Genomic DNA, 16,507 nt, shown 5'->3' with positions numbered 1-16,507 from the left:
TCATGAAGGCGGTGCGGTACGGCTCCTCGCGGGACCGGCGGAGCGTGTCCGGTGGCCGGCGGACCGCAGTGCACCCTCCAGCGCGAACGTGGCCGCGCCGAGGGACACCGGGTCGGTGGGGATCGGGGAGAGGACGATCTCGGTGGCAGCCAGCGGCCGGCGCAGGGCGTGCCGGGTGACGGCCCGGCGGACCTCGGCGAGCAGCGGCTCGCCCAGCCGGGACGCGACCCAGCTGCTGAGGACGACCACCTCGGGGTTGAGGAGGTTGATCAGGTCGGCGACACCGGCACCGAGGTAACGGGCGGTTTCCTGGACGACCTTGAGCGCGACCGGGTCCCCCTCGGCGACCGCGTGGGCGAGGGCGTCGATGGTGGCCGTCTGGTCCCCGGGGTGCAACAGCCGTGAACCGGGACTGAGTTCGCGCAGGTTCTGCATGATGCCGGGCGCGCCGACGTACGTCTCGACGCACCCGTGGTTGCCGCAGTGGCACAGCCGCCCGTCCAGCACGAGCGTGGTGTGCCCCCACTCGCCGGCGCTGTTGCTCACCCCCCGGTGCAGGCCGCCACCGAGGGCCAGGCCGGCACCGACCCCGGTGCCCAGGTTGACCACCACGGCGTCCCCACGGCCCCGGGCCGCCCCGAACCACAGCTCGGCCACGGTGCAGGCACGCAGCGGATTGTCCAGGTACAGCGGATGGGTGATGTGTTCGGCGAGCAGGCCGAGCAGCGGTACGTCGTGCCAGTTCCAGTTGGGCGCGTACTCGGCCACTCCGGTGTCCCGGTCCACCTGCCCGGGCACGCTCACGCCGACGCCCAGTACCCGGGCCGCCTCGACGCCGGCCCGGGCGGCCACCGCGCCGACGGCGGCGGCCACGTGCCCGACCACCTGCTCGGGCCGGCTCTCACCGGGCTCCATGTCCACTTCGGCGCGGGCGACCACGTTCAGGGCCAGGTCGAACAGTTCGGCGTGGACGTACGTCTCCGCGACGTCGACGCCGATCAACGCGCCGCCCGTGGGGTTGACGCCGACCAGGCCGCGGGGCCGGCCGCCCTCCGAGTCCTCGAACCCGACCTCGGTGATCATGCGGAGGTCCAGCAGCTCGCCGACGAGCGTGGCCACCGTGGCGAGGCTCAGCCCGGTGGCCGCCGCCAGCTCCTGACGGGAGGTGGGGTTCCCGGCGATGATCCGGCGCAGCACCTCGTAGCGGTTCGCGGTGCGGATGTCACGTGATGTGCGCTTCACGGGGCTGCTCCTCCCATGCCGTGGGTCCCGGCCGGGGCGGTGCCGGCGCGAGCGTCAGGCTAGGGGCAGCGGGAGGCCTTCCACAAGGGGTTAGGAAAGGGGCTGGAGAAAGAGGAGGCCGGGCGTGCCGGGTTGGTCACCGTGCGCCTCATCCCGGCGCCCGGTCCGGAGAGTTGCGTGTTCCCTGGCCCCGGCAAGCGCCCCGATCTACCGTAGAGAACGCTTGCCGTCCTGCGTGTCCTGCTGCCCGTGCCGCACCGAGCCGGAAGGCCCTTCCTTGCCCGAGCGTCCCCAGGCGCTGTTCGCCATGACCGCCCAGAACGTGCCGCACCTCTTCCCGCCCGACCTGCTGGCCCGGCTCCGTGCGTGCCTGGACATCGACCCCGCCCTGGTGGTGCAGGACTTCACCGGGCCCCGGGTGCGGGCGGCCCTGGCCCGCACCGAGGTGCTCGTCACCGGCTGGGGCTGCCCCCGCCTGGACCCCGCCGTGCTGGACGCCGCGCCCGGACTGCGGGCCGTGCTGCACGCGGCCGGCTCGGTCAAGGGGTTCACCACTCCCGGGGTGTGGGAGCGGGGCATCGTCGTGTCCTCGGCCGCCGCCGCCAACGCCCTGCCCGTCGCCGAGTACGCGCTCGCCGTGATCCTGCTCGCCGGCAAGGACGTCTTCGCCTCCCGGGACCGGCTGCGCGCCCGGCGCGCCGCCCACCCCTACGGGGAGATCGTCCCCGGCCTCGGCAACTTCGGCCGCCGCGTGGGCGTCGTCGGCGCCTCCCGCGTCGGCCGCCGCCTGATCGAACTCCTCCGCCCGTACGACCTCACCGTCACGCTCGCCGACCCCTACGTGGACGCACCGGAGGCCGCCCGCCTCGGTGTGGCGCTGCTGCCGCTGGACGAACTGCTGCGCACCGCCGACATCGTCACCCTGCACGCCCCGGAGACCGCCGGGACCCGGCATCTGATCGGCGCCCGGGAACTCGCGCTGATGCCCTCCGGTGCGGTGCTCGTCAACACCGCGCGCGGGGCCCTGGTCGACCACCGGGCGCTGACCGGGGAGCTGCGCACCGGTCGCCTCAGTGCCGTCCTGGACGTCACCGACCCCGAGCCGCTGCCCGCCGACTCCCCGCTCTACGACCTGCCGAACGCCTTCCTCACCCCGCACCTGGCCGGCTCCCAGGGCAATGAGCTGGCCCGCCTCGGCCGCACCGTGGTGGAGGAGGCCGAGCGGCTGGCGGCGGGCGAGGAGTTGCGGCACGCGGTCGATCACACGGCCCTGAACCGGGCGGCGTGACGCAGGGGAGACCGGAGGCTCCGGGCACTGTGCTGCGAAATTCGTCGCGCAAGCTCCCTTGTGTTGCTTATTCCGTAATATTCTGGCCTCTTCGATGCGGTATCGGTAGTGTGCGGGGCCATGACCTCGGAACCGCTGCCTCCCGCCCTGCCCGTCACCGACCGGACCCGGCACCGTCGGCTGCGGGAACAGGGCAGCCTGGACCGGGCCGAACTGGAAGCGATCCTCGACGCGGGGTTCGTCTGCCACCTGGGCGTCGTCCTCGACGGGCGGCCGGTGGTGGTGCCCACCGTGTACGGCCGGGACGAGCGGTGGCTGTACCTGCACGGTTCCGTGGCCAGCCGCAGCCTCGCCGGGGACACCCCCGTGTGTGTGACGGTCACGCACGTCGACGGGCTCGTACTCGCCCGGTCCGTGTTCGAGCACGGCGTCAACTACCGCAGTGCCATGGTCCACGGTACCGCCCGCAAAGTGACCGACCCGGAGGAGAAGCTCGCGGGCCTGCGCCTGCTGACCGAGCACGCGACGCCCGGCCAGTGGGCCTATGCCCGGCAGCCCAGCCGCAAGGAACTGGCCGCCACCACCCTCCTCGCCCTCTCCCTCGAGGAGGCGTCCGTCAAGACCCGCTCCGGCGCCCCGGACGACGGCGACGGCCCCGACGCCGGACTGGGCCTGTGGGCCGGGGTCCTGCCGCTGGCCGCCGCCTGGGGCGAGCCCGCGGCCGATCCGGCGCTGCCCGCGGGGATCGCCGTACCGGAGCACATCGCGCGGCGGGCGGGGACCCGGCACGGCTGAGCCGCCGACGGGGGCATACGGTGAGGGACGTACGCCTGAGCCGGGAGGAGACAGACGGATGGGCAGTCGTACCGCGCTGGTCGAGGATCTGATGGAGCGGTTCCCGCAGGTGCCGCGGGAGGCCGTCTTCAAGGAGGACCTGCTCCGCGGTGGTGTCGCCTTCGACAGATCCGCACTCAGTGACACCGCCGACCAGGCCGCCGGGGACGTCAAGCCGAAGTCGTACTTCATCTTCTCCTTCGACCACGGCACCCTGCCCGAGCTGGGCGAGGCCGCGCTGCGCCGGCCCCCGGAGGAGATCATCCTGACCGGCGGCCCGTACGGCCTCAGGCGTACGGTCGTCTCCGTACGGGTGAACCCCGCCTCGCCGTACCGGGTCGCCGCCGACGAGGAAGGGCTGCTCGGGCTGTACCTCGACGGCAAGCGCATCGCCGACGTCGGCGTGCCGCCGATGCCCGAGTACTACCGGCACACCCTCTCCAACGGGAAGTCCGTGATGGAGGTCGCCCCGACCATCCAGTGGGGCTACCTCATCTACCTGACCGTCTTCCGGGTCTGCCAGTACTTCGGCGCCAAGGAGGAGTGCCAGTACTGCGACATCAACCACAACTGGCGCCAGCACAAGGCCGCCGGACGGCCCTACACCGGCGTCAAGGACGTGGAGGAGGTCCTGGAGGCGCTGGAGATCATCGACCGGTACGACACCCAGAAGGCCTCCACCGCCTACACCCTCACCGGCGGCGCCATCACCAAGACGGTCGCGGGCCGGGGCGAGGCCGACTTCTACGGCCGTTACGCCAAGGCCATCGAGGAGCGCTTCCCGGGCCGCTGGATCGGCAAGGTCGTCGCCCAGGCGCTGCCCCGCGACGACGTGCAGCGGTTCAAGGACTACGGCGTGCAGATCTACCACCCCAACTACGAGGTGTGGGACCGCCGCCTGTTCGAGCTGTACTGCCCGGGCAAGGAGAGGTACGTCGGCCGCGACGAGTGGCACAAGCGGATCCTGGACTCGGCGGAGGTCTTCGGCCCGCGCAACGTCATCCCCAACTTCGTCGCGGGCGTCGAGATGGCCGAGCCCTTCGGCTTCACCACCGTCGACGAGGCCATCGCCTCCACCACCGAGGGCCTGCGCTTCTTCATGTCGCACGGCATCACCCCCCGCTTCACCACCTGGTGCCCCGAGCCCACCACCCCGCTCGGCAAGGCCAACCCGCAGGGCGCGCCGCTGGAGTACCACATCCGTCTGCTCCAGGCCTACCGGCAGACGATGGACGACTTCGGCCTGTCCTCGCCGCCCGGCTACGGCCCGCCCGGACCCGGCCGCGCGGTGTTCTCCGTCAGCTCCTTCATGGACAGCCTGCCCGCGGACGAGCGGGCCGCCGGGACGGCCGGGGGAGTGCGGTGAGCCGAACCGCGTCCGCATCCGTACAGGAGGCCGGAGCCCGGGGGGCCCGTCGCGGCGCGCACCCGTCCTGACACCGTCGGTGACCGGATCTGAACAGGCCGCTTGTCAGTTGTGTCGGCGGCATGGAAAGCTCTGTGCCCTGCCGCGAGGTTCCTCGCAACTCCCTTCCCCCTATGGAGAGTTGACCTCGCTCGTGGATGCAGGAGTCCCATGCCCGACCTGCCGACCCCCCAGGACGACGCCGAGGCCGCGCTGTTCGCGGAGTGCTGGGACGCGGTGCTCTCGTACGCGGATCTGTGCACCTCCGGTTCCCTGACGGCCCATCAGCTGGCCACCGAGGCATTCACGCTCGGCATGCGCGAGGTGCGCGCCGCCGCGAGCACCCACGTGCGCGGCGCCGGCCGCCGCACCGCACGGCTCCCGACCGTCCCGGCGCTGCTCACCGCCGTACGCGGCACCGCCGCCGAGTGGGAGGCCGACGGGCAGGGGCACAAGCTCGACCCCGACCTGAGGCTGTGGCTCCACTCGGAGAACGCCGCCCGGTTCGCCGGACCGCCGCTGGGGCGCCCGATCGCGCTGCGCGGCCTGCGGGACATGCAGGAGCAGGAGGCCGACGCCGCCCTGCTGTGGCTGGCCGAGGTGGAGTCGCTGCCCCTGCCCACCGTGGCCCGCAGGCTCGGCCTGGACCCGGCCACCGCCGCCGGTGAACTCGACCAGGTCCGCACCCTCTTCCGGGACCGCTGCCACCGCGCCCACCTGGACTCCCCGATGGACGCGCAGTGCCGCAGCTACGCCCGTCTGCTGGACGCGGTCACGCGCTCGCCCCTCGCCGAGACACCCGGCGACCTCTCCCGGCACCTCGCCACCTGTGTGCAGTGCGCCGAGGCCGCCGCCTGCCTGCGCCTGCACGGCGGCGGACTGCCCGCCGCGCTGGCCGGCGGGGTGATCGGCTGGGGCGGCCTCGCCTATCTGGAGCGGCGCCGCCGGGCCACCGAGGTCCGGCTCGGCACGGGCCGCCCCGGCACCGAGGACCCCGACACCGCCGATCCGAAGGAGGACGCCGGCCGCACCAGAATGCTGCGCCGCGGCCTCGTCGCCACTGCGGTCGTGCTGTCGGCGCTCGCACTCGGCGCGTCCCTGATGCCCTTCGACGGCTCCGGCGGCGACACCGCCGCCGCCCGCGACGCCCGGCAGCCGGTCGGCGACCCGGAACTGCCCGGCATCGACGCCGCCCCCGCCCGGACCACCGTCCCGTCCGCCACCCCCTCCACGAGCGGCACCAGCCGGCCGCCCCGCGGGACGAAGCCCGGCCCCGAACCCCAGGGCACCTCCTCCGCGACCCGCCGCGCACCCCGCACGAGCGCCCCCGCCACCACCCGGACCACCGCCTGCCGGGTCAGCTACGACCTGGTCAGCCAGTGGACCGACGGCTTCCAGGCCACCGTCACCGTCGTCACCGACCGGGCCCTGAACGGCTGGCAGGTGTCCTGGACGTTCCGCGACGGCCAGCAGGCACGCCAGATGTGGGACGCCACGGCCCGTCAGGACGGCCCCCACGTCACGGCCTTCGCCGCCGACTACGACAGGACCGTCGCCGCGCACGGCACCCTGTCCTTCGGCTTCATCGGCTCCTGGACGGACGCCAACCGCGACCCGTCCGCCTTCACCCTCAACGGCCGGCCCTGCGCGTCCGGCTGACAGCGGCACCCGGACCGGGGGCTCCCCGGCCCGGGGAAAACGCTTTGACACACGGCCCCGACCGCGGGCTAGAGTTGCCGGGCACGCCGAGGTGGTGTGCGCACGAACGAGTGAGAACGAGGAGGTGCCGACGATGGCTGTCACCGTGCCGGGCTCCGCCCCCACCCAGGAACACCTCAAGTCCACCTCCGTGGCCACCGGCTGAACCGACCGCGCACCCACGCGCCCGCCCGGGGCCACCCTTGTGAAGGGTCTCCCTTGACTTCCACCTCCGCTGTGCACCCCGTGCTGACTCCCTACGGCTGGGACGAGGCCTGGGCCTCCGCGTTCACCCCGTACGACACCCGGGGGCTGCTGCCCGGCCGGGTCGTGCGCGTCGACCGCGGCCAGTGCGACGTCGTCACCGCGGACGGCCTCGTCCGCGCCGACACCGCCTTCGTCACCCCGCACGACCCGATGCGTGTCGTGTGCACCGGTGACTGGGTCGCCGTCGACCCCGGCGGCAACCCTCGCTACGTCCGCGCGTACCTGCCGCGCCGCACCGCCTTCGTCCGCTCCACCTCCTCCAAGCGGTCCGAGGGGCAGATCCTCGCCGCCAACGTCGACCACGCCGTCGTCGCCGTGTCCCTCGCCGTGGAACTCGACCTCGGCCGCGTCGAACGGTTCCTCGCCCTGGCCTGGGAGTCCGGAGCCCAGCCCGTCGTCGTCCTCACCAAGGCCGACCTCGTGCCGGACCCGGTCACCCTGGCCCACCTCGTGCACGACGTGGAGACGAGCGCGCCCGGCGTGCCCGTCGTCCCCGTCAGCGCCCTGCACGACGACGGGCTCGACGTCCTCGTCGCGCTCGTCGGCTCCGGCACGAGCGTCCTGCTCGGCCAGTCCGGCGCGGGCAAGTCCACCCTCGCCAACGCGCTCGCCGGCGCGGACGTCATGGACGTGCAGGCGGCCCGTGACGTCGACGGCAAGGGCCGGCACACCACGACCACCCGCAACCTGCTCCCGCTGCCCTCCGGCGGGGTGCTCATCGACACGCCCGGCCTCCGGGGCGTCGGCATGTACGACGCCGGGACCGGCGTCGGCCGGGTGTTCGCCGAGATCGAGGAACTGGCCGAGAGGTGCCGGTTCCAGGACTGCGCCCACGAGACCGAGCCGGGCTGCGCGGTCCGCTCCGCCGTCGAGAACGGCGACCTCCCGGACCGGCGGCTGGAGAGCTACCGCAAGCTCGTCCGGGAGAACCAGTGGACCGTGGCCAAGGCGGACGCCCGGCTCCGCTCCGAGCTGCGGAAGGACTGGCAGCGCAAGGCGGCCGCCGGAAAGGCGGCCGGCGAGGCCAAGCGCAGGCCCTGGAACTAGACGGCCCGGGCACTGGGACCGGACGGCCCCGCGCCGGTGCGGCGACCGCACCGGCGCACCCAGCTCCACGTCCGATTCCCGCTAGCCGCTGCCCCGCCCGCGGCCCACACTGGACCACGTGATGGACGAGGACACCAGGTACGAGGTGGTGCGCAGCCGGGACGGCCGATTCGACGGCGCGTTCTTCTTCGCCGTCGAGACCACCGGAATCTACTGCCGGCCCAGCTGCCCGGCGGTGACACCCAAACGGCACAACGTGCGGTTCTTCCCGACGGCCGCCGCCGCCCAGGGCTCGGGCTTCCGGGCCTGCCGGCGGTGCCGACCGGACGCCGTACCGGGATCGGCGGACTGGAACGCCCGCGCCGACGTGGTCGGCCGCGCCATGCGCCTGATCGCCGACGGCGTCGTGGACCGCGAGGGCGTCGCCGGACTCGCCACCCGGCTCGGCTACAGCGCCCGGCAGGTGCAGCGGCAGCTCACCGCCGAGCTGGGCGCCGGACCGGTGGCACTGGCCCGGGCCCAGCGGGCACACACCGCACGCGTGCTGCTGCAGACCACCGGCCTGCCGATCACCGAGATCGCCTTCGCCTCCGGGTTCGCCAGCGTCCGGCAGTTCAACGACACCGTCCGCGAGGTGTACGACGCGACCCCGACCGAGGTCCGGGCCGCCGCCCCCCGCGGCCGGGGCACCCGCCGGGCCGCGCCCGGCGCGGGCATCCCGCTGCGGCTCGCCCACCGCGGCCCCTACCAGACCGCCGCCGTCTTCGACCAGCTCGCACGCGAGGCCGTGCCGGGCGTCGAAGAGGTCACCGGCACCCCGGGCAGCCGCACCTACCGGCGCAGCCTGCGACTGCCGTACGGCACCGCGCTGGTCGCCGTCCAGGAACGCACCCGGGCTTCCGGCACCGGCACCCACCCCGGAGGCTGGCTCGACGCCCGGCTCCACCTCACCGACCCCCGGGACCTCGGCACGGCCGTGCAGCGGCTGCGGCGGCTGCTCGACCTGGACGCCGATCCGTACGCCGTCGACGAACGGCTCGGCACCGACCCGCGGCTCGCCCCGCTGGTCGCCGCCCGCCCCGGCCTGCGCTCACCCGGCGCCGTGGACCCGCTGGAGCCCGCCGTACGCGCCCTGACCGGCGTCGAGGGCGCCCAGGAGCTGGTGCGGCGCTACGGCAAGGCGCTCGACGCGCCCTGCGGCAGCATCACCCACCTCTTCCCGGAGCCCGCCGTCCTCGCCGGGGCCGAGCCCGGCGGACCGCTGGGCGCGCTCGCCGCCGCCCTCGCCGACGGCACCGTACGGCTGGACCCGGGAGCCGACCGGGACGACGCCGAGGCGGCGCTGCTCGCCCTGCCCGGCATGAGCCCGGCCACCGTCGCCGAGCTGCGCGTGCGCGCCCTCGGCGATCCGGACGTGGCCCCGCCGGGAACACACGTCCCCGACACCTGGCGCCCCTGGCGTTCGTACGCCGTACAACATCTGCGCGTGGCAGGAGAACTGAGCCGATGACCGCCGAGTACTACACCCGTCTGGACTCTCCCGTCGGGCGGCTGCTGCTCACCGCCGACGCGGACGGAGCCCTCACCTCGCTGTCCGTGCCCGGCCAGAAGGGCCGGCGGGCCGTGCAGGACGGCTGGCTGCCCGACGCCGGCCCGTTCCGGGCCGCCGCGCAGCAGCTCGCCGCCTACTTCGCCGGCGAACTCAAGGAGTTCCGGCTTCCGTTGAGCGCGCACGGCACCGAGTTCCGGGAGCGGGTGTGGGCCGCGCTGGACGAGCTGCCGTACGGCGCCACCACCGCCTACGGTGAGATCGCCGCACGGATCGGCGCCCCCCGCGCGGCCGTTCGCGCCGTCGGCACGGCGATCGGCGCGAACCCCCTGCTGATCGTGCGCCCCTGTCACCGTGTCATCGGCGCGAACGGCTCGATGACCGGATACGCGGGCGGGATCGAGCGCAAGGTCTGGCTGCTCACCCTGGAGGGCGCGCTGAACCGCTCCGCGGACCAGGACCGCCCGAGTGCCACGGCGGCGCACATCGGGCATCACCCCATGTGACCGACCCCGTGGGGTGCACGGTGGCCGGCCGGCCGGGCCGCTGCAGGTCCAGGGTGGTCGTCCGGCCGGGGCGCTGCGGCAGGGGACACGTCCGCCCGGCCCCGTCGAATCCGGTCAGGGCGGGGGGCGAGCACGTCCGCGCGGACCGCGCACCGGCGCACAGGCCTTGGACCTCCGTCCCGGACCCGGTTGCGCCGAGCGGGTGGACCGCACTCGATGTTCCGGCGGCGCGGCCCGGCCGTGTGGCACGGTCACCTCCGGCGCACCACGGGGAAGGGCGGGCACACATGACCAAGGTCGTACGGGTCCTCACGGTCCTCTGCACGGCGTTGCTGCCGGTGCTGACCGCGCCGGCCGTCGCCGAGCCCGCCGTACTGCCCTGGACCGGCAGCTGGGAGACCGCGCCCTCCGGCGTGGCCGAGGCGCTGCCCGGGGCCGCCGTCCGCAACGTCGTCCACCTCAGCACCGGCGGCATCGCCGTCCGTGTCCGCCTCAGCAACCGGCTCGGCACCAGGCCCCTGCGCCTCGGCGCCGTCACCGTCGCCGTACGCCGCGCGGCCGGTGCCGACGCGGTGCCCGGCACCGTGCGCACCGCCGCCTTCCACGGCGTCCCCGAGACCGTCGTCCCGCCCGGCGCGGACACGGTCACCGACCCGGTGCCGCTGCCGGTCCAGGCCGGCACCGACCTGCTCGTCACCGTGTACACCCCGGACGACTCCGGTCCCGCCACCTACCACCGCACCGCCCTGCAGACCAGCTATCTGGCCCGGTCCGGCGCCGGCCGGGCGGCCGACACGGACGGCACCGCGTACACCCTCACCACCAGCCGCTGGTACTACGTCACCGGCGTCGACGTGCGGGGGGCCGGCGCCGGCAGCATCGTCGCGTTCGGCGACTCCCTCACCGACGGCAACGGCTCCACCCCCGACGCCAACCGCCGCTGGCCCGACCGGCTGGCCCAGCGGCTGCGCCGGCACCGGCTCGGCGTCCTCAACGCCGGCATCGCCGGGAACCGCCTGCTGCGCGACGGCACCGGCCCCAGCGCCCTCGCCCGCCTGGACGCAGACGCCCTGGACCGGGCCGGGGTACGGATCCTGGTCGTCTGGGAGGGCGTCAACGACGTCAAGGGCACCCCGCAGGCGAACGACGCCGCCGCCTACGCGGCCGCCTACCGCGCCATCGTCGCCCGCGCCCACGCCCGCGGCATCCGGGTCGTCGGCGTCACCCTCACCCCGTTCGCCGGCTACTCCGCCTGGACCGCCGCCCGCGAGGGCGTACGGCAGCGGGTGAACGCCTTCATCCGCACCGGCGGAGCGTTCGACGCGGTCGCCGACGCCGACGCCGCCGTCCGCGACCCCGCCGACCCGCTACGCATCCGGCCCCGCTACGACCCGGGTGACCACCTGCACTTCAACGACACCGGCATGGCCGCCGTGGCCGACGTGGTCCACCACGCCCTGACCCGCCGGCAGCACGCCCCCGCCCCGCTCCACCGCGCCCAGTCCGTCCGACCGCACGCCCGCACCCTGGTCCTCCGCGCCCCGGCCCGCTGACCGCACGCCTCCGGCGGGGTCCGCCGCGCCCGGCCCGCTGACCGCATGCCTCCGGCGGGGTTCGCCGCGCCCGGCCCGCTGACCGCATGCCTCCGGCGGGGTTCGCCGCGCCCGGCCCGCTGACCGCATGCCTCCGGCGGGGTCCACCGCGTGCTGCGGTGCCCGCCGGTCGCGGCCGCGCGCCCGGGGAACGGACGCGGGCGCAGGTCAGCGAGATTCTTCCCGGGTCACCCAGCCGCGTTCCCAGGCGTGCCAGCCCAGCTGCATGCGGGTCGTCACCCCGGCCAGCTCCATCAGTCGCCGCACCCGGCGCTGTACGGTCCTCAGGCCCAGGCCGAGCTGTTTCGCCACACTCGCGTCGGTCAGCCCCGCCAGGAGCAGCGACAGCACCTCCAAGTCGGTGGCGTCCGGGCCGTCCGGCCGCTCCTCGGGCACCCCCGCGACGCCCAGGCGCAGCGGCAGCGCCTCGCGCCACACCGACTCGAACAGCCCCGCGAGCAGCTCCAGCAGCCCGCTGGCGTGCACCACCAGCGCCGCCGGCTCCGCCGTCCGCGAGGTCAGCGGCACCATCGCCAGCGAGCGGTCGGCCACCACCAGTTTCGTCGGCACCCGGTCCACCACCCGCACCCGCTCGTCCCGGCCGAGCGCCGCCGACAGCTCGGTCAGCCCGTGCGGCAGGTCCAGTACCGCGCGCTCCACCACCACCCGGTAGCGCACCCCGCGCCCGGCCGCCTGCGCCTCGGCCTCGTTCTCCGTGCCGGACACGACGACCGGGTTGCCGGTCACCAGCGCGCACACCTCCTCGGCCGCGCCCAGCTGGAGCTGGAGGAAACGCTGGGCGACCGCCGGGGCGCCGGTCACCACCTCGACCAGATCGTGCACCGCCGGTTCGGCCGCCGCCGCCCGGTACTCCTCCGCGAGCAGCGCCGCAGCCAGCTCCGCCTTCTCCAGCTCGTGCCGCTGCTGGGTGAGCAGCGCGCCCAGTGCCACCCCGGGCGGCGCCGCCACCCAGCGGCCCGGCCGTGCCGAGGACTGGGCCGCCAGGCCCTGCCGCTCCAGCCGGCGCAGCGCCCGCTCGGTGTCCTGCTCGGCCAGCGTCAGGCGCCGCGCCAGATCGGCCACGTCGGCCGCGCCCAGGGACACCAGCGCCCGGTACGCCGCCTCGTGCGTGTCGTCCAGCCCTATCGCTGCCAGCATCGTTTTGCGTCCCTCCCTGTGCACCGACCGACGGAAGCGGCACGGCCTGGCGGAAACCGGCCACGGCGCAAACCCGCCGCCGCACATCATCGCCGTACCGGTGGGGACTCTGCCAAGGTGGCAGCACCGCAGGACGCCCGGCCATGACCCCGGCCCCCAGCCGCGTCCCAGGAAAACCAGCCATGATCCGGCCTGCCGACCGGCCTCCGTCGAGGACGCCCGGTCAGCACGGACCGTGGCCCGGCCCGGACGTGTCCACGCACACGGAGGGGATCCGGGGCCGGGCCACTTCACACGTCGCCGGGCGGTCCTCCCGTGGGGGGTGGGGCCGCCCGGCGGCCATCAGCGGCCCCTCGTACGTCTGTTCAGTCGCTCACCCGACATGACGTTCGCGACGGCCGGGGGCGCCGGATTTTCCCGATGCCCCGTTTTCCCGGGGCCCGTGCGGTGGACAATTACGGGCATGAGCCAACAGGGGGGAAGACCTGTCCGTCCCGAGGACGACTGGTGGGGGCAGCTGTACGACGACTCCACCCAGGACACGGGTCCGACGGCAGCGCCCGATTCCCTGGACGACCGTTTCGCCTCGGCGCGGAACGCGGTGGCCGGCCGGCCGCCCGCGACACCGGCGACGGACGGGTGGGACGACGCGGACGGGCGGGAGGACAGGAGCGGGCCGGGCGCCGCGGACCGGCGGGACGACGGGGGCAGGCGGGACGACGCGGACTGGCGGGACGACGGGGGCGCGGACGGGGGCGGTACCCGTACGCAGGGACCGGCGCTCCGGGAAGCGGAGGTACCCGCACAGCGCACCGCGCCCACGACCCCACCGCAGCCCTCCCGAACGCCCGCGGGCCCCGCAGGGCCCACCCCGGCGCCCCAGGACCCCCGCGATCCCCCTCCTCTTCCCCCTCCCCCTCCCCCTCCTCCTCCTCCTGTTCCTGCGGCGCCGGAGCCGGTCGAACCCACGGCGTCGTCGGCATCCACGCACCCGGCCGCCTCCGTCGACTACGTCGGATCCGGGCCGCCCACCTACGACCCCGAGCCCACCGCGCTCCCCCTCGCCGACCCGGACGGACTGGACGAACTGGTCTCCGACACCGTCCTGGACGGCGCCCGGTACGGGGCGTGCACGCTGCGGGCCGTGTCGCTGCGCGGCGACTCCGCCCGCTACCGGGGCGAGCCGCGCCGCGACGCCCTGCTCACCGCGCGGTTCGGGGCGGGGGAGCAGGCGCTGGTCCTCGTCGCGATGGCCACCGGTGCGCGGGCCACGCCGGGCGCGCACCTGGCGGCGGCCGAGGCGTGCCGGTGGATCGGGCGGGCCGTGGGCCGCAGCCACCAGCGGCTCGTGGCGGACATCCGCGCGGCCCGCCGCGGCGACCTGAAGTCCGGCCTGCACCGGCTCACCGACCGCAGCATCGGCAGGCTCCGCGCGAGCGCGGCCGAACAGGGCCTCGCCCCCGAGGAGTACACGGCGAGCCTGCGCTGTCTGCTCCTGCCGGCCGACCCGGACTGCCGTACCCGCGTGTTCTTCGGCGTCGGCGACGGCGGCCTGTTCCGGCTGCGGGACGGCGCCTGGCAGGACATCGAGCCGACCGTGCCGCCCGCCGGCACCACCGGAGCCCCCGTCACCGGCTCCGGCTCCCCGCCGGAGCAGACGCCCGAGGGCGACCGGCTGACGATGGATCTCGGCATCCCCACCCCGCCCAGCCCCTACGAGCCCGCCCCGGCCCCGCATCCCCGGGCGGGCGACCCCGTCCCGCCACCCCGCGAGCCCTTCCGGTTCCGCGCCTCGGTAGCCCGGCCGGGTGATGCCCTGGTGATGTGCAGCGCGGGCCTCGCCGACCCGCTGCGCGGCGAGCCCGCCCTCTGCGCCTATCTGACCCGCCGCTGGTCCGGCCGTACGCCACCGGGCCTCGCCGCGTTCCTCGCCGACGCCCAGGTACGGGTGAAGGGGTACGCCGACGACCGTACGGCGGCGGCCGTGTGGGAGGCGTAACGGGAGCCCCTGTGGATTGATGGAACGGGAGGGCGGCCGTATCCCGGGACAGCGAAGGGGCAGACGAGAGCCATGGCCAAGCAGAGCGTCGCCGAGCAGTTCGTCGACATCCTCGTCCGCGCCGGAGTGCGCCACCTCTACGGCGTCGTCGGCGACAGCCTCAACCCGGTGGTGGACGCCGTCCGCCGCAACTCCGCCATCGACTGGATCCACGTACGCCACGAGGAGACCGCGGCCTTCGCGGCCGGCGCCGAGGCTCAGATCACCGGGAAGCTGGCCGCCTGCGCCGGCTCCTGCGGTCCGGGCAACCTGCACCTCGTCAACGGCCTCTACGACGCCCACCGCTCCATGGCTCCGGTCCTGGCCCTCGCCTCGCACATCCCGTCCGGCGAGATCGGCCTCGGCTACTTCCAGGAGACCCACCCGGACCGGCTTTTCCAGGAGTGCAGCCACTACTGCGAGCTGGTCTCCAGCCCGAAACAGATGCCCAGGCTGCTGCAGACCGCCATCCAGCACGCGGTCGGCCGCAGCGGGGTGAGCGTGGTCGCGCTGCCCGGCGACATCGCCGCCGAACCCGCCCCCGAGAAGGCGGCCCGGAGCGCCCTCGTCACCTCCCGGCCCACCGTCCGGCCCGGCGACGCCGAGATCGACCGGCTGGTGGAGATGATCGACGCGGCCGGGAAGGTCACCCTGTTCTGCGGCAGAGGCACGGCCGGGGCCCACGCCGAGGTGATGGAGTTCGCCGGGAAGATCAAGTCCCCCGTGGGCCACGCCCTCAGGGGCAAGGAATTCATCCAGTACGACAACCCGTACGACGTCGGTATGAGCGGACTGCTCGGCTACGGCGCCGCCTACGAGGCCACGCACGAGTGCGACCTGCTGATCCTGCTCGGCACCGACTTCCCGTACAACGCCTTCCTGCCGGACGACGTGCGGATCGTCCAGGTCGACGTCCGGCCCGAGGTGCTCGGCCGCCGGTCCCGGCTCGACCTCGCGGTGTGGGGCGACGTCCGCGAGACGCTGCGCTGCCTGATCCCGCGGGTGCGGGAGAAGACCGGCCGGCGGTTCCTCGACCGGATGCTGAACAAACACGCCGACGCGCTGGAGGGTGTGGTCAAGGCGTACACCCGGAAGGTCGGGAAGCACGTCCCGATCCACCCCGAGTACGTGGCCGCCGTGCTCGACGAGATCGCCGACGACTCCGCGGTCTTCACCGTCGACACCGGGATGTGCAACGTCTGGGCCGCCCGGTACATCTCGCCCAACGGCCGCCGCCGGATCATCGGTTCGTTCTCGCACGGATCGATGGCGAACGCGCTGCCGATGGCGATCGGCGCCCAGTTCACCGACCGGCGCCGGCAGGTGGTGTCCATGTCGGGCGACGGCGGGTTCTCCATGCTGATGGGCGACTTCCTGACGCTCGTCCAGTACGACCTGCCGGTCAAGGTCGTACTGTTCAACAACTCCTCCCTCGGAATGGTCGAGTTGGAGATGCTGGTCGCCGGACTGCCCTCCTACGGCACCGCCAACACCAACCCCGACTTCGCCGCCGTCGCCCGGGCCTGCGGCGCCTACGGGATCCGGGTGGAGAAGCCCAAGCAGCTCGCCGGGGCGCTCAAGGACGCCTTCCGGCACAAGGGACCGGCCCTGGTGGACATCGTCACCGACCCCAACGCCCTGTCCATCCCACCGAAGATCAGCGCGGAGATGGTCACCGGGTTCGCCCTGTCCGCCTCGAAGATGGTGCTGGACGGTGGCGTCGGGCGCATGCTCCAGATGGCCCGCTCCAACCTGCGCAACGTGCCCCGGCCGTAGGAGAAGGTGTCCCCCCCCCGTCGGCACCACCGGTGCCGACGGCTCCGCGGACGCGTCGGAGGGAGTGGATTTCGGCCAGTTTCACGACCCGTGACGGTATGCCGACC

Annotated in this window: 12 protein-coding genes; 10 read left to right on the top strand and 2 right to left on the bottom strand. The window is 74.4% G+C overall.

Annotation, left to right across the window (positions count from 1 at the left end):
* On the bottom strand, positions 1–1,242 hold the full coding sequence (locus JK359_RS19230; RefSeq protein WP_201837131.1) for an ROK family protein: 1,242 nt from the start codon (positions 1,240–1,242) through the stop codon (positions 1–3).
* A gap of 277 nt (positions 1,243–1,519) precedes the next feature.
* Here JK359_RS19230 and JK359_RS19225 point away from each other — a divergent pair, with 277 nt between their 5' ends.
* The 8 genes from JK359_RS19225 to JK359_RS19190 all read left to right on the top strand — a co-directional run bounded on the left by JK359_RS19225 (position 1,520) and on the right by JK359_RS19190 (position 11,389).
* Complete coding sequence (locus tag JK359_RS19225) at positions 1,520–2,530, top strand: hydroxyacid dehydrogenase (protein WP_201837129.1); 1,011 nt, start codon at positions 1,520–1,522, stop codon at positions 2,528–2,530.
* 120 nt (positions 2,531–2,650) lie between these two features.
* Positions 2,651–3,325, top strand: coding sequence for a pyridoxamine 5'-phosphate oxidase family protein (locus JK359_RS19220; protein ID WP_201837127.1), 675 nt, complete (start codon positions 2,651–2,653; stop codon positions 3,323–3,325).
* A gap of 58 nt (positions 3,326–3,383) precedes the next feature.
* On the top strand, positions 3,384–4,730 hold the full coding sequence (locus JK359_RS19215) for a radical SAM protein (protein ID WP_201837125.1): 1,347 nt from the start codon (positions 3,384–3,386) through the stop codon (positions 4,728–4,730).
* A 210-nt stretch (positions 4,731–4,940) separates the two neighbouring features.
* Complete coding sequence (locus JK359_RS19210) at positions 4,941–6,428, top strand: cellulose-binding domain-containing protein (RefSeq protein WP_201837123.1); 1,488 nt, start codon at positions 4,941–4,943, stop codon at positions 6,426–6,428.
* A 258-nt stretch (positions 6,429–6,686) separates the two neighbouring features.
* Positions 6,687–7,781, top strand: coding sequence for a ribosome small subunit-dependent GTPase A (rsgA, locus tag JK359_RS19205; protein ID WP_201837121.1), 1,095 nt, complete (start codon positions 6,687–6,689; stop codon positions 7,779–7,781).
* Between the two features lie 121 nt (positions 7,782–7,902).
* Complete coding sequence (locus JK359_RS19200; protein WP_201837213.1) at positions 7,903–9,291, top strand: DNA-3-methyladenine glycosylase 2 family protein; 1,389 nt, start codon at positions 7,903–7,905, stop codon at positions 9,289–9,291.
* On the top strand, positions 9,288–9,836 hold the full coding sequence (locus JK359_RS19195) for a methylated-DNA--[protein]-cysteine S-methyltransferase (protein WP_201837119.1): 549 nt from the start codon (positions 9,288–9,290) through the stop codon (positions 9,834–9,836). Before JK359_RS19200 ends, JK359_RS19195 begins: the two co-directional genes overlap by 4 nt.
* Positions 9,837–10,123: 287 nt before the next feature.
* Complete coding sequence (locus JK359_RS19190) at positions 10,124–11,389, top strand: GDSL-type esterase/lipase family protein (RefSeq protein ID WP_201837117.1); 1,266 nt, start codon at positions 10,124–10,126, stop codon at positions 11,387–11,389.
* Positions 11,390–11,596: 207 nt separating this feature from the next.
* Here the strand turns inward: JK359_RS19190 and JK359_RS19185 are convergent, their stop codons facing one another.
* The gene (locus JK359_RS19185; RefSeq protein WP_201837115.1) at positions 11,597–12,586 is read right to left on the bottom strand and encodes a TrmB family transcriptional regulator; all 990 of its coding nucleotides are present in this window, start codon (positions 12,584–12,586) and stop codon (positions 11,597–11,599) included.
* Between the two features lie 463 nt (positions 12,587–13,049).
* Here JK359_RS19185 and JK359_RS19180 point away from each other — a divergent pair, with 463 nt between their 5' ends.
* Together JK359_RS19180 and JK359_RS19175 are read left to right on the top strand one after the other, a co-directional pair.
* A complete protein-coding gene (locus JK359_RS19180; RefSeq protein WP_201837113.1) occupies positions 13,050–14,585 on the top strand; it encodes a protein phosphatase 2C domain-containing protein in 1,536 nt (511 codons plus the stop codon).
* 72 nt (positions 14,586–14,657) lie between these two features.
* Positions 14,658–16,400 (top strand): pyruvate dehydrogenase, encoded by a 1,743-nt coding sequence (locus tag JK359_RS19175; RefSeq protein ID WP_201837111.1) that lies wholly within the window; start codon positions 14,658–14,660, stop codon positions 16,398–16,400.
* The last annotated feature ends 107 nt before the right edge of the window (positions 16,401–16,507 follow it).

The organism is Streptomyces actinomycinicus (assembly GCF_016741775.1).
In the GTDB taxonomy this organism is placed as follows: domain Bacteria; phylum Actinomycetota; class Actinomycetes; order Streptomycetales; family Streptomycetaceae; genus Streptomyces; species Streptomyces actinomycinicus.
Note: the sequence above shows the minus strand (reverse complement) of the source record. Positions and strands in the feature narration are given on the sequence as shown.

Excerpts from the sequence above, each read along its gene's own strand:
- JK359_RS19195 (WP_201837119.1), top strand. The coding sequence starts at position 9,288 with ATGACCGCCGAGTACTACACCCGTCTGGACTCTCCCGTCGGGCGGCTG.
- JK359_RS19175 (WP_201837111.1), top strand. The coding sequence starts at position 14,658 with ATGGCCAAGCAGAGCGTCGCCGAGCAGTTCGTCGACATCCTCGTCCGC.
- JK359_RS19200 (WP_201837213.1), top strand. The coding sequence starts at position 7,903 with ATGGACGAGGACACCAGGTACGAGGTGGTGCGCAGCCGGGACGGCCGA.
- JK359_RS19180 (WP_201837113.1), top strand. The coding sequence starts at position 13,050 with ATGAGCCAACAGGGGGGAAGACCTGTCCGTCCCGAGGACGACTGGTGG.
- JK359_RS19190 (WP_201837117.1), top strand. The coding sequence starts at position 10,124 with ATGACCAAGGTCGTACGGGTCCTCACGGTCCTCTGCACGGCGTTGCTG.
- JK359_RS19210 (WP_201837123.1), top strand. The coding sequence starts at position 4,941 with ATGCCCGACCTGCCGACCCCCCAGGACGACGCCGAGGCCGCGCTGTTC.
- JK359_RS19185 (WP_201837115.1), bottom strand. The coding sequence starts at position 12,586 with ATGCTGGCAGCGATAGGGCTGGACGACACGCACGAGGCGGCGTACCGG.
- JK359_RS19215 (WP_201837125.1), top strand. The coding sequence starts at position 3,384 with ATGGGCAGTCGTACCGCGCTGGTCGAGGATCTGATGGAGCGGTTCCCG.
- JK359_RS19220 (WP_201837127.1), top strand. The coding sequence starts at position 2,651 with ATGACCTCGGAACCGCTGCCTCCCGCCCTGCCCGTCACCGACCGGACC.